The sequence below is a fragment of the Pseudomonas sp. PVC-5-1 genome, assembly GCF_057444345.1.
Genome location: NZ_CM172024.1, coordinates 1,795,052 through 1,807,138, shown reverse-complemented (window position 1 = coordinate 1,807,138; position 12,087 = coordinate 1,795,052). Strand labels below are relative to the sequence as shown.

At 64.8% G+C, this 12,087-nt stretch carries 10 protein-coding genes, 1 tRNA gene and 1 pseudogene; 5 read left to right on the top strand and 7 right to left on the bottom strand.

The window, feature by feature from the left end:
- Window positions 1–44 precede the first annotated feature (44 nt).
- Both AC2T3R_RS08235 and AC2T3R_RS08230 read left to right on the top strand, forming a co-directional pair.
- Window positions 45–941 (top strand): sensor histidine kinase, encoded by an 897-nt coding sequence (locus AC2T3R_RS08235; protein ID WP_367245545.1) that lies wholly within the window; start codon window positions 45–47, stop codon window positions 939–941.
- Window positions 931–1,590 (top strand): response regulator, encoded by a 660-nt coding sequence (locus tag AC2T3R_RS08230; protein ID WP_013971702.1) that lies wholly within the window; start codon window positions 931–933, stop codon window positions 1,588–1,590. The genes AC2T3R_RS08235 and AC2T3R_RS08230 overlap by 11 nt, the downstream gene beginning before the upstream one ends.
- Here the strand turns inward: AC2T3R_RS08230 and yegS are convergent.
- On the bottom strand, window positions 1,574–2,461 hold the full coding sequence (gene yegS / locus AC2T3R_RS08225; RefSeq protein ID WP_486744913.1) for a lipid kinase YegS: 888 nt from the start codon (window positions 2,459–2,461) through the stop codon (window positions 1,574–1,576). The two genes, AC2T3R_RS08230 and yegS, sit on opposite strands and share 17 nt — an antisense overlap.
- A gap of 346 nt (window positions 2,462–2,807) precedes the next feature.
- Between yegS and AC2T3R_RS08220 the strand changes: the two genes are divergently transcribed.
- Window positions 2,808–4,055, top strand: coding sequence for a glycosyltransferase family 4 protein (locus tag AC2T3R_RS08220; protein WP_015269519.1), 1,248 nt, complete (start codon window positions 2,808–2,810; stop codon window positions 4,053–4,055).
- On the opposite strand, the gene AC2T3R_RS08215 is transcribed toward AC2T3R_RS08220, so the two are convergent.
- Both AC2T3R_RS08215 and moaB read right to left on the bottom strand, forming a co-directional pair.
- Window positions 4,044–5,231 (bottom strand): molybdopterin molybdotransferase MoeA, encoded by a 1,188-nt coding sequence (locus tag AC2T3R_RS08215; RefSeq protein WP_043936090.1) that lies wholly within the window; start codon window positions 5,229–5,231, stop codon window positions 4,044–4,046. The genes AC2T3R_RS08220 and AC2T3R_RS08215 overlap by 12 nt on opposite strands.
- A gap of 22 nt (window positions 5,232–5,253) precedes the next feature.
- A complete protein-coding gene (gene moaB, locus AC2T3R_RS08210) occupies window positions 5,254–5,793 on the bottom strand; it encodes a molybdenum cofactor biosynthesis protein B (protein WP_013971698.1) in 540 nt (179 codons plus the stop codon).
- 188 nt (window positions 5,794–5,981) lie between these two features.
- Here moaB and AC2T3R_RS08205 point away from each other — a divergent pair, with 188 nt between their 5' ends.
- A complete protein-coding gene (locus AC2T3R_RS08205; RefSeq protein ID WP_013971697.1) occupies window positions 5,982–6,203 on the top strand; it encodes a YgdI/YgdR family lipoprotein in 222 nt (73 codons plus the stop codon).
- Window positions 6,204–6,283: 80 nt separating this feature from the next.
- Window positions 6,284–6,360: transfer RNA gene (locus AC2T3R_RS08200), tRNA-Pro, on the top strand.
- 212 nt (window positions 6,361–6,572) lie between these two features.
- Here the strand turns inward: AC2T3R_RS08200 and mqo are convergent.
- From mqo to AC2T3R_RS08180, 4 genes and pseudogenes are all read right to left on the bottom strand, one after another.
- Entirely contained in the window at window positions 6,573–8,147 is a 1,575-nt protein-coding gene (gene mqo, locus AC2T3R_RS08195) for a malate dehydrogenase (quinone) (RefSeq protein ID WP_486744912.1), read from the bottom strand.
- Between the two features lie 313 nt (window positions 8,148–8,460).
- Window positions 8,461–9,165: a methyl-accepting chemotaxis protein gene (locus tag AC2T3R_RS08190; RefSeq protein ID WP_371053073.1), complete on the bottom strand. Its 705-nt coding sequence runs from the start codon at window positions 9,163–9,165 to the stop codon at window positions 8,461–8,463.
- Between the two features lie 228 nt (window positions 9,166–9,393).
- Window positions 9,394–9,504 (bottom strand): annotated as a pseudogene (locus tag AC2T3R_RS08185) (hypothetical protein); the annotation flags it as partial.
- Between the two features lie 765 nt (window positions 9,505–10,269).
- Window positions 10,270–12,033, bottom strand: coding sequence for an ABC transporter transmembrane domain-containing protein (locus AC2T3R_RS08180; protein ID WP_486744911.1), 1,764 nt, complete (start codon window positions 12,031–12,033; stop codon window positions 10,270–10,272).
- Between the last annotated feature and the right edge of the window lie 54 nt (window positions 12,034–12,087).

Genomic DNA, 12,087 nt, shown 5'->3' with positions numbered 1-12,087 from the left:
TGTGCAAGGCCTCCATCAGCAATACTTCAGTGGCTTCCCTACCTATGTTTCCACGCTTGAAGATTTCTTCGCGGTGCTGCTCCCGCACTACCCTGCTGCGCTGGGCAACTGTCGGGCTGTGCATGGCCTCGCTGGTCGCCAACCTGTTGCTGTACCTGGCCGATCAGGTGATCCCGGCCAGCCTTCTGGTACTGCAACTGGTCGCCACACTGGGCGCTACCGTGCACCTGGCCCTGGGTGCCAGGTCGATCAGCCTGCGCCCGGCGGAACTGGCCGAGCGCATGCTCAGAGTCCAGGAAGGCGAGCGCCAGCACCTGAGCCGGGAACTGCACGACGACATCGGCCAGTTGCTCACCGCCGCCAAGCTGCAGCTGCAGTGGCTGCAGAAGCGCATGCCCGACGAGCTGCAAGGCCACTGCGACGCGCTGCGCAGCACGCTGGATGACACCTTGGGCAACGTGCGCGATGTCTCCGCCCTGCTCAACCCGCGGCAGTTGGCCAGCCTGGGCCTGGAAGCCAGCCTGCGCGCACACCTGGTGCGCACCCTGGGCAACAGCGGCGTTCACTGGAGCCTGGCATGCAACCAGCGCCTGGGGGGCATCGACGAGGCCGTGGCCATGGCGGTGTTCCGCATTACCCAGGAAGCCGTGACCAACATGCTGCGCCACGCCCAGGCACGCAATCTGGTCATCCGCCTGCAGCGCACCCCCGAGGGGTTGGCGCTGTCAATCCAAGACGATGGCCGCGGCTTCGTGCCCGCCAGGCAACCGGCCGAAGCAGGCCAGCGGGGCTTGGCCGGTATGCAGGAGCGGGTAACCGCGTTGCAGGGCAGCCTGGACATCACCAGCCAGCTCGGCCTGGGCACGCACATCGAGGCGATGTTCCCATGGCCACCGCGCACTCAGCAACGCGCCAGGAGCACTGCAACCCATGACCTGTAGACTGCTGCTGGTAGACGACCACTCGCTGATTCGCGCCGGTGTGCGCGCACTGGTGTGCGACATTCCCGGCTATGACGTGATCGGTGAAGCCGACGACGGCAGCCAGTTGCTCGAACAGGTGCGCACGCTGGCGCCGGACATAGTCTTGCTGGACATCTCCATGCGCTCGACCAGCGGCCTGGACGCCCTCACCCAACTACGCGCCAGCGGCAGCACCTGCAAAGTGTTGATCCTGTCGATGCACACCGACCCGGACCTGATCATGCGGGCACTGGAAAGTGGCGCCCACGGCTACCTGCTCAAGGACACCAGCGCCACCGAGCTGGAACAGGCCCTGGCCGCGGTGCGCAACGGCGAGCGCTATCTCAGCCCAGCCGTCGCTCATACGGTCATCAACCAGGCGCTGCTGCACACCAGGCAGGGCAAGCAACCAGCTGGCGAGCGGCATAATCTCACGGCGCGACAGCTGGAGATCCTGCGCCTGATCGTGCGTGGCAAGTCCACCCGGGAAATCGCCACCGGCCTGGGCCTGTCGATCAAGACAGTGGAAACCCACCGCTCGCAAGTCATGAAACGCCTGCAAATCCATGACGTGGCCGGCCTGGTGCTGTTCGCCGTGCGCGAGAAAATCATCAGCCTGGACGACTGAGCAACGGAGCCCCCTCCGGCAGGTGTAGCCGCAGTGCAGCGGGCTTGGCCTGGAAGCGTAACTTTTCGGCCTGCACTGGCTCGCCATCAAGGTTGATGTCCAGCCCCTGCGAGCACTTGATCTCCACCCAGGGCAACCTGGCCCTGACGAACAGACCGTTACCGGCCAACAGCTCACGCAACGTCCCGACCATCTCTTGAGGTGCCGGCAGGATGGCGATATCGAGCAAGCCGTCGTTCACCAGGGCCTCGGGGCACAGCACTTGCCCACCCCCGGCCTGGCGGCCATTGCCGATGCCCAGCGCCAGCAGGTCCCCCTGCCAGTCGAAGCCTGGCCCTTGCAGCTCTACCGAGGCGGCCTGCAGTTCGCTGAAGCGCGACAACCCGGTGAACAGGTAGGCGGCCGCGCCCAGTACTTTCTTCAGGTCTTCGGAGGTATTGGCCGTGACCTGGCTGCCAAAACCGCCCGTGGCCATGTTGAGGAACAGCTGGTCGCCGGCCTGGCCCAGGTCTATTGGCCGTGCGGGTATGTTCAGCAAGGCCAGGGCCGTGGCAGGCTCCAGGGGTATGCCGGCGGCCTTGGCAAAATCGTTGGCCGTGCCCAGCGGCAACAACGCCAGGCTGGCCTTGGTACCTGCCAGCCCCATGGCCTCGGCGACATCACGCAGCGTGCCATCCCCGCCTCCGGCGACGATGTGGTCGTAGCCGGCGGCCAGCGCCTCGGTGACCAGGCGCTGGGCGTCACCGGCCTCCCAGGTGACCCGCACATCCAGCACCCAGCCGCTGTCGCGCAGGCCATGCACGGCGCTGCGCACGTCTTCGTTCATGGCCTGCTTGCCATGCAGGATCAGCATTGCCTTGCCCGCTCGCATGTTTGTGCGCCTCCGTGAAGTGATCAACCCAGATCTCGACCCTTTGCAGTCGCGGATCGTTGCATGCGCCCGAAAAAATAGCAGGCCGCTCCCCAGTGCCTGTCAGTTAAGCAATTCGGGGCTGCTTTGCAGCCCCAGTAAAGCCTGTAGAAACCTTAACTGACTGGCATTAGGCCGCTCCCAGTATTTAATTGCGTAGGCCTGTCTTTTCCCACACGCCTGGCAATGCACGGCTATGCTCAGCAGATACACTTTATTGCCACGGACGCGCCCCCGGCAGTGGTTCTACCACTGCTGCCCATGGGCGCGTCTTGCTATCCGCAGCCTTTAGCGAGGATTCCGGGTCATGCGCATTCTCTGGACACTGCCGTACCTGCCCTGGCCAACCACCAGCGGCAGCAAGACCCGGCAATACCACCTGATACGCGCACTGGCACAGCGGGGCCACCGGATTACCCTGCTGGTGCAATCGAAGATCCCCCTTGACGATGCCGCCCGCGAGGCCCTGGAGCCGCTGCTCGAGCGCCTGATCGTGCTGCCCCGACGGCCCCTGCACAGCCCGCTCAACCTGCTGGCCTCGCCGATTATCGCTTACCCCATGCGCGCAATTATCAATGGTCTGGCCCCTTGCCTGCGGCACCGCTTCGAGCAATTGCTGGACGAGCCCTGGGACGTGATCCAGATCGAGCACAGCTACAGCTTCCAGCCCTTCGAAAAAGCCCTGCAGGCACGCGGGCTGCCGTACATGCTTAGCGAGCACACCCTGGAATCAGTGATGGGGGGCGCCAACCACGATCGCCTGCCGCTATGGTTACGCCCGCTCAACGCCTTCGACCGCTGGCGTTATCGACGCTGGGAACAGCGGGTATTGCACCAACCCACCGAACTGGTGGCAGTCAGCGCCCACGATGCCGAATTGATCGCACAGATCAGCGGGCGCCCGGTGAACGTGGTGGTCAATGGCGTGGACTGTGATTTCTACCAGCATGTGCAACCCGCGCTGCACAGCCAGCGCCTGCTGTTCGTTGGCAACTTCGAGTATGGTGCCAACCTGGAGGCCATCGAATGGGCGCTGGAAGACATCATGCCGCAGGTCTGGATGAGCAACCCGGCGGTGCGCCTGGCGATTGCCGGGCATGCCATGCCGGCCAGCTGGAAACTGCACTGGAACGACCCGCGCATCGAATGGTTCGGCTACCGCCCCGACCTGCGTGAACTGCAGCGGCGCTCGGCACTGTTCTTCGCACCACTGCGCTATGCCGGTGGCTCCAAGGTAAAAATCCTCGAAGCGATGGCCGCCGGCTTGCCGGTAATCACCACTGGCAAGGGCGTTTCAGGCCTGGCCGCGAACAACGGTGAGCACTACCTGGGCAGTGAGGATGGCGACCAGTTGGCGCTGCTGATCACCCAGTTGCTCAACCAGCCCTGGCGCATGAGCCAGTTGAGCGACGCCGGGCGCCAGTTTGCCCGCCAGCGCCACGACTGGAGCGTGGCCGCCCAGCAACTGGAGAACGTGCACATGCGCCTGGCCCTGGCGGCACCGGTCGAGGCCGCGCCGCTGGCCAGTGCCTGGCTGGGCCGCTCAGCCAAGTAGTTCGCTGAAGGGAATGAAGGGCACGCTGTCACCCTGCTTCGGTGTACTGCCTTCACGCACTTCTACAAGCCCCTCGGCCCAGGCCGCACTGCGCAGTACGCCCGAACTCTGGTTCTTGTAGATGCGCACTTGGCCTTGCTCGATGCGGGCGCGCAGGTACTCGCGGCGCGTGCCAGCCTTGGGCCAGTCAAAGCCGGCCGGCATGTCAAAGCGCAACGGCGTAACATCGGTCACGCCCTGACGCCGCAACAAGTAGGGCCGGGTGAGCAGGCCGAAGGTGACCAGGGTCGAGGCTGGGTTACCCGGCAGGCCGATTACCGGCACGCCCTGGAAGTGGCCGAAGGTCAGCGGCTTGCCCGGCTTGATCGCCAGCTTCCACAAGGCCAGCTCGCCGGCTTCGCGCAGGGCGGCACCGAGGTAGTCGGCCTCACCCACCGAGACACCGCCGGTGGACAGGATCAGGTCGACATCGCCCAGTTCAGCCAGGCAGGTGCGGGTACGTGCCAGGTCATCCGGCAGGATGCCCGCATCAACCACCTCGCAGCCCAGCCGCTGCAACCAGCTGACCAGCAGTCGGCGGTTACTGTTGTAGATCTGTCCCGGCCCCAGCGGCAGGCCAGGTTCGACCAGTTCGTCACCGGTGGACAACACCGCCACCCGCACCTTGCGCACCACATCCAGCCGGCCGTGGCCCAAGGTCGCGGCCAGGCCCAGCTCGATCGGCCCAAGCCGGGTGCCGGCGCTCATCACCTGTTCGCCCTTGCGGGTTTCCTGGCCCTGGGGACGAATGTTCTGCCCGGTCTTCAGCGCTTCGAGAAAGCGTACCCGGCCATCCTCCGCCACTTCGGTGTTTTCCTGCATTTCGACGCAGTCGGCACCTTCGGGCAGCGGTGCCCCGGTGAAGATGCGTGCGCAGGTACCCGGCTGCAGCGGCTGCGGCGCATGGCCGGCGAAAATCCGCTGGCTGACCGGCAGAGGTTCGCCCTGCCAGTCGGCCAGGCGCAGGGCGTAACCGTCCATGGCGCTGTTCGGCCAAGGCGGCAGGTCGAGCGAGGCCACCAGGTGGGTGGCCAGCACACGGCCTTCGGCCTCGGCCAGTGGCAGGTTCTCGGTATCACGGATCGGTGCCGCTTCGGCCAATGCCAGCAGCTGCTCCAAGGCCTGCTCTACCGGCATCAGCGGCCGGGCCTGGGTAACCTCAGCCACGGCTGTCGCAGGCCGCTGCCTGCTTCAGGTGCGGCACGAAGTTGCACGGGCGATGACGGGCGTCCAGCTGCTCGGCGAGGATGCCGTCCCAACCCGTGCGCACCGCGTTGGTCGAACCCGGCAGGCAGCACACCAGGGTGCCGTTGGCCAGCCCGGCCAGGGCGCGGGACTGCACGGTGGAGGTGCCGATGTCGGCCACGGAAATCTGCCGGAACAGCTCACCAAAACCTTCTACCTGCTTGTCCAGCAGGCAGGCCACGGCCTCGGGCGTGCTGTCGCGGCCAGTAAAGCCGGTGCCGCCGGTGATCAGCACTACCTGCACGCTGTCATCGGCAATCCAGGTGGCGACCTGGGCGCGAATCTTGTACAAGTCGTCTTTGAGCAGCACGCGCTCGGCCAGGCGATGGCCAGCCGCGCTCAGGCGGTCGACGAACATCTGGCCGGAGGTATCGGTGTCGAAGGTGCGGGTGTCGCTGACTGTGAGCACGGCGATGTTCAGCGGCACGAAGGGGGTATCTGCCTTGGCTTTCATGGGGGTCCGTCACAAGAAGATGGGATGGCCGCAGTTATAACACAGCACGCGCCCATCACAGCTTGACGCCCGTGGCCCTTGCCCTCGATCAATGCCACAGGTTTGCCGCTATGCTGCACTGTAGACGGAACTTGCGTGGACACCCTGCGTCTTAATGTCATCTAGCACCATCGCACTGGAGAAACACGATGATTCAACGGACCCTACCCGCCTTCCTGCTCGCCTTGGGCCTGGGCGCCCTCGCTGGCTGCGCATCGCCAACCGTCATTACCCTGAACGACGGTCGCGAAATCCAGGCCACCGACACACCGAAGTATGATGAAGACTCCGGCTTCTACGAATTCGAGCAGTTGGACGGCAAGCGCACGCGCCTGAACAAGGACCAGATCCGCACCGTCAAAGAGCTCTGATCGCAGCCTGTTTTTTGCAAAGGCCCTTTTAACAACAAGGGCTTGCGTGCAAAAAAAGTATGCAGTAGGATTTCCTTCATCGGAGTGTAGCGCAGCCAGGTAGCGCGTCTCGTTCGGGACGAGAAGGCCGCAGGTTCGAATCCTGTCTCTCCGACCAAATCCTCGTCAAAAAGCCCGCCTTGTGCGGGCTTTTTGTTGTGCGTTGAAAAGTGCCCTGCCCCAGCGCGCGCGCGCCCTGTAGGAGCGGCCTTGTGTCGCGATGGGCCGCAAAGCGGCCCCAGATTCCGGCATCGCTACACATATCGCCGGGGCTGCTTCGCAGCCCTCTCGCGACACAAGGCCGCTCCTACAAAGGGCTGCGTCAAGCGGTCATAACGCTTGCTCGGCCTCCACCGGCACATACAGCAACTGCAGGCGTTCACTGCTCCATGCCCGGGTCTGGTTGGTCAGCGCCAGATTGTTGTTCAGCTTTTGCCCATAGCTTGGCACGATTTCCTTGAGCCTGGCCTGCCAGGCTGGCGACTGGATACGGTCCTTGAAGGTCTTTTCCAGCACGGTCAGCATGATCGGAGCCGCTGTCGAGGCACCCGGCGAAGCTCCCAGCAACGCAGCGATGCTGCCGTCCTGCGCCGCCACCACTTCAGTACCGAACTGCAGCACACCGCCCAGGACCGGGTCCTTCTTGATCACCTGCACCCGCTGGCCGGCCTGCAGCAACTTCCAGTCTTCGTTCTTGGCGTTGGGGAAGTACTCGCGCAGCGCGTTCATGCGGTCATCGAAACTGAGCATCAGCTGCCCCATCAGGTAGGTGCTGAGGTCGATGTTGTCGATACCGGCATTGACCATCGGCAGCACGTTGTGGCTGTTCAGCGAGGCGAACATGTCCAGCAGCGAGCCGTGCTTGAGGTACTTGGTGGAGAAGGTGGCGAACGGGCCGAACAGCAGCACCTGCTTGCCATCGATCATCCGCGTGTCCAGGTGCGGTACCGACATCGGCGGCGCGCCAACCGAGGCCTTGCCGTACAGCTTGGCCTGGTGGCGGGCGACCAGGTCGGGGTTGTCGGTCATCAGGAACTGACCACCGACCGGGAAGCCGGCATAGCCTTCGGCTTCAGGGATGCCCGACTTCTGCAGCAGCTTCAGCGCGCCACCACCGGCACCAATGAACACGAAGCGGGCGTTGACGACCTTTTCCTCGCCGCCGTTGGCCAGATCGGCCACCCGCACATGCCAGGTGCCGTCGTCGTTGCGCACGATGTCACGCACCTCATGGCGCAGGTTCAGCGACACATTGGGGTTGCGGGTCATCGCGGCGAACAACTGGCGGGTGATTTCGCCAAAGTTCACGTCGGTACCGATGGCCATGCGCGTGGCGGCGACCTTCTGCCCCGGGTCACGGCCCTCCATCACCAGCGGCGCCCACTTGCGGATCTGCTCGTGGTCTTCGGAGATTTCCATGCCGCGGAACAGCGAGCTGTGCTGCAGGGCGTCGACGCGCTTGTGCAGGAAGGCGACGTTGTCGTCACCCCAGACAAAACTCATGTGCGGCACGTTGTTGATGAACGACTTCGGGTTGCTCAGCACGCCCTGCTCGACCTGGTAGGCCCAGAACTGCTTGGACACCTCGAACTGCTCGTTGACCCCCACGGCCTTGCTGATATCGATATTGCCGTCCTTGCCCACACTGGTGTAGTTCAACTCGCAGAACGCGGAGTGACCGGTGCCGGCGTTGTTCCAGGCATTGGAGCTTTCTTCGGCCACCTGATCCAGGCGCTCGTAGACGTCGATCTTCCAGGAGGGCTCCAGCTCGGTGAGGTAGGTACCCAGGCTGGCACTCATGATGCCACCGCCGATCAGCAGCACGTCGACGGTCTTTTCCGGTTCCGCGGGTTTGGAGCAGCCGATGACGCCCAGGCAGAGGAACGTCAGCAGGAATTTCTTCATTGATGTTATCCAGTTGTTGTGTACACGCGCGCCGCCTTGAGCAGGGAACGTGCCAACTGGGTCTGGAGCAGTGAATACAGGGGGCGGGCGACGGGGAGCATGGCGACAATCCGCCAGGGGGGCCGGATGCACTGCAATGAAATGGCGGATTTCCCCGCCTTGCGCTGCCCTTGTAGGAGCGGCCTTGTGTCGCGATGGGCTGCAAAGCAGCCCCCTGCGATATCAGCACTGTTGCCGAGACATTGGGGCCGCCTTGCGGCCCATCGCGACACAAGGCCGCTCCTACAGGGACCGCGTCAGGCATGACTGGGCATCAGGCGCTGAGGCGGGAGGTGACTTCACCCAGCTGCCCCGACAACCCATGCAGGCGCTGCCCCGCCTGTTCGGTATGCTGCACCGCCTGCTGGTTGGCCGTGGCGATGCGGGTGATTTCGATCAGGTTGCAGGAGATGTCCTCGGCGACGCTGGTCTGTTCTTCGGCCGCCGTGGCGATCTGCCGGTTCATGTCGCGGATCGCTTCCACTGCCAGGGTGATGCGCTGCAGCATCTGCCCGGCCTGCTGCACCTGCTCGGCACCCTCCTCGCTGCGCTGCTGGCCGCTTTCGATGGCCTTGACCGCCTCCACCGCCCCCGACTGCACCGCCTCAATGATCTGGTGGATCTCGGCGATCGACGCCGCCGTGCGCTGGGCCAGGCTGCGCACTTCATCGGCGACGACCGCAAAACCTCGCCCGGCCTCGCCGGCACGGGCCGCTTCGATGGCCGCGTTGAGCGCCAGCAGGTTGGTCTGCTCGGCAATGCCGCGGATCACTTCAAGGACTTTGCCAATGCGCGCGCTGTCATGCTCCAGGTCGCGAATCACCGCCGCCGTGCCGGCAATTTCGCGGTTGACCGCGCCGATGATGTCGATGGTCTGCTGCATCACCTGCTCGCCCGCCTGGGCACTGTGGTCGGCATCGTCCGCCGCGCGGGCGGCCTCGGCGGCGTGGCGGGCGACCTCCTGGGCAGTGGCGGACATCTCGTGCATGGCCGTGGCCACCTGGTCGGTGCGCTGAAACTGGTCGTGGGTACCACGGGCCATGTCGCCGGCGATGCTGCGCAGCTGGCCGCTGGCCCCTTCCAGTTCCTGGGCGTTGTCCTGCAGCCGGCCGACCGTGTCGGCGAGGAAATCGCGCAGGGTGTTGGCGGCCCGCGCCAGACGGCCCAGTTCGTCCTCACGGCGGCTGTCTACCCGGGCGGCAAAGCGGCCCTGGCTCAGTTGCGCGACATACTCGATCAACTGGCGGATCGGCTCGATCAGGCTGCGGTTGACCAGCCACAGGCTGAGCAGCCCCACCAGCACGGCCGAGGCCAGCATCACCAGCAAGCCCAGCCATACCGTGCGCTCGGCGCCGGCACTGAGGCTGGCGGCGTGCTGACGGGCATCGGCACGCAGTTGCTCGACCAGTTCGCTCATCTGCTCGCTGACGGCGCGGTCCACGCCCTTGACCGCCTGGTCGCCGGCCACCGGGTCGCCGCCCGCCGCCTGGAATGCCTGGCGCCCCTGCGCATAGGCCTGGCCCAGCTGCCGGTGGCTGTCACGCAGTTGCTGCAGCGGCGCCTTGAGCCTGGCGTCGCTGCTGTCGATCAATTGCCCGAGCAGTTGCTGCACCTGCTGCTCGCGAGCCTGGAACTGCTGCCAGTACTTGTCCATATCAGCCGGCTGGCGCCCGCGCAACAACACGTTCTTCCACTCCTGCACCTGGATCTTGAACTGCAGGTTGGCTTCGTCGATCAACTGCGAGGCCCGCAGCGGCCCGTCGACCAGCTCGGCGTAGCCGCGCACGCTGGACGAAAGGAACTGGAAGCACACCAGGGCGATCAGCAACATCGCCACCAGACTGCCGCCGAGCAGGGAGAGAATTTGCACTCTGAGGGATTTACGCAACATCTTGGATCTCGGAAAGCAGGAGGAAGACCGGAGGGCCGCGCAAGCTGGCAACAAGGCGCAACGCAGCCCGGTTGCGGGCAGGCCAAAAAAAGGCTGCCATCAAGCAATGGCAGCCAGGTCGAGCACTTACGCAACAGTTGGGCTAGATACTCTCAGGCAAATACTACAGAAATGTTACAAGGCCACTGCAAGCTACCCCGTGGTGAACTGCAAGGCCGCCAGCCGCGCATACAGCGGGCTCTCTTCGATCAACTGGCGATGCGTCCCCACCGCCACCAGCCGGCCCTTGTCGATGACCGCGATACGGTCGGCATGCTGGACCGTAGCCAGACGATGGGCGATCACCAGTGTGGTGCGCCCGGCCATCAGGCTGGGCAGCGCCTGCTGGATCAGGTGTTCGCTTTGTGCGTCGAGTGCGCTGGTGGCTTCGTCCAGCAACAGGATCGGCGCATCGACCAGCAACGCACGGGCAATGGCCAGGCGCTGCCGCTGCCCGCCGGACAAGCCGATGCCGCCCTCGCCCAGCTGTGTCTGGTAGCCCTGCGGCAATTGCCGGATGAATGCGTCGGCATGGGCACCCCGGGCGGCTGCCTCGACCTCGGCCAGGGTCGCCTCGGGCCGGCCATAGCGGATGTTGGCCTCGACCGTGCCGCGAAACAGCGAGGGGTTCTGTGCCACCAGGGCGAACTGCTGGCGCAGGTGATCGGGGTCAAGTTCGGTGATCGCCTTGCCATCGAGAAGGATGCGCCCCTGCTGGGGCTCATAGAAGCGCAGTAACAAATCGAACAAGGTCGACTTGCCCGCCCCCGAGGGGCCCACCAGTGCCACGGTCTGCCCCGGCTCGATGGCCAGGCTCAGGCCATCGACAGCCGCCACCGAGGGCCGTGACGGGTAGGCGAACACCAACTGCTGCAGTTCGATACGCCCACTGGCCCGCTGCTGCGGCAGCACCTGCGCCACGGCGGGCGGCAGGATTGCACTGCGCGCCGCCAACAGTTCGGCAATGCGCTCGGCGGCGCCCGCCGCCCTTTGCAACTCGCCGATCACCTCGCTGAGGGTGCCGAAGGCACTGCCGACGATCAGGCTGTAGAACACGAAGGCGGCCAGTTCGCCCGCGGAAATACGTCCGGCGATCACGTCCATGCCGCCAACCCACAACATCACCCCCACCGCTCCCAGTACCAGCACGATCACCAGGGTGATAAGCCAGGCACGCTGGGCAATACGCTGCCGGGCCACGGCAAAAGCCGCTTCGACCGTACCGGCGAACAGCTCGCGGTCATGCGCCTGGTGGTTGTAGGCCTGCACGGTCTTGATCTGCCCGAGTGTCTCGGCCACATAGCTGCCTACATCGGCTACCCGGTCCTGGCTCTGCCGCGACAGGCTGCGTACCCGGCGGCCAAACAGCAGGATCGGCGCCAGCACCAGCGGCAGGGCCACCACCACGATGCTGGTGAGCTTGGGATTGGTGATAAACAGCAACACCACACCACCGATGACCATCAGCGCGTTGCGCAGGAACATCGACAGCGAAGAGCCGATTACCGATTGCAGCAAGGTGGTGTCGGCGGTCAGGCGTGACTGGATCTCGGAGCTGCGGTTGTCTTCGAAAAACCCGGGATGTAAGCCGATCAGGTGGTCGAACACGGCTCGACGGATATCGGCCACGCAGCGCTCGCCGATCCACGACACCAGGTAGAAGCGGCTGAAGGTACCCACCGCCAGGGCCAACACCAGCAGCAGGAACAGGCCGATGGTCTGGTTGAGCTGATGCGCGGAGCGGGTCATGAAGCCCTGGTCCACCAGCAGGCGGATGCCCTGGCCCATGGACAGGGTGATGGCGGCGGTGACTATCAGGGCCAGCAAGGCAAGCATCACCTGGCGACGGTAAGGACGGATAAACTGCCAACCCAGGCGCAAGGCGCGGCGTTGACGTGGGGAAACCGATTCGGGCATGGCGCTGACCACAATGGTGGGAAACCGCAGCCTACCACTCATCCACGCCTGTGG

Bases quoted from the DNA above. Each gene is read 5' to 3' on its own strand.
- AC2T3R_RS08235 (WP_367245545.1), top strand. From the start codon at position 45: ATGTTTCCACGCTTGAAGATTTCTTCGCGGTGCTGCTCCCGCACTACC.
- AC2T3R_RS08230 (WP_013971702.1), top strand. From the start codon at position 931: ATGACCTGTAGACTGCTGCTGGTAGACGACCACTCGCTGATTCGCGCC.
- yegS (WP_486744913.1), bottom strand. From the start codon at position 2,461: ATGCGAGCGGGCAAGGCAATGCTGATCCTGCATGGCAAGCAGGCCATG.
- AC2T3R_RS08220 (WP_015269519.1), top strand. From the start codon at position 2,808: ATGCGCATTCTCTGGACACTGCCGTACCTGCCCTGGCCAACCACCAGC.
- AC2T3R_RS08215 (WP_043936090.1), bottom strand. From the start codon at position 5,231: ATGCCGGTAGAGCAGGCCTTGGAGCAGCTGCTGGCATTGGCCGAAGCG.
- moaB (WP_013971698.1), bottom strand. From the start codon at position 5,793: ATGAAAGCCAAGGCAGATACCCCCTTCGTGCCGCTGAACATCGCCGTG.
- AC2T3R_RS08205 (WP_013971697.1), top strand. From the start codon at position 5,982: ATGATTCAACGGACCCTACCCGCCTTCCTGCTCGCCTTGGGCCTGGGC.
- mqo (WP_486744912.1), bottom strand. From the start codon at position 8,147: ATGAAGAAATTCCTGCTGACGTTCCTCTGCCTGGGCGTCATCGGCTGC.
- AC2T3R_RS08190 (WP_371053073.1), bottom strand. From the start codon at position 9,165: ATGTCCGCCACTGCCCAGGAGGTCGCCCGCCACGCCGCCGAGGCCGCC.
- AC2T3R_RS08180 (WP_486744911.1), bottom strand. From the start codon at position 12,033: ATGCCCGAATCGGTTTCCCCACGTCAACGCCGCGCCTTGCGCCTGGGT.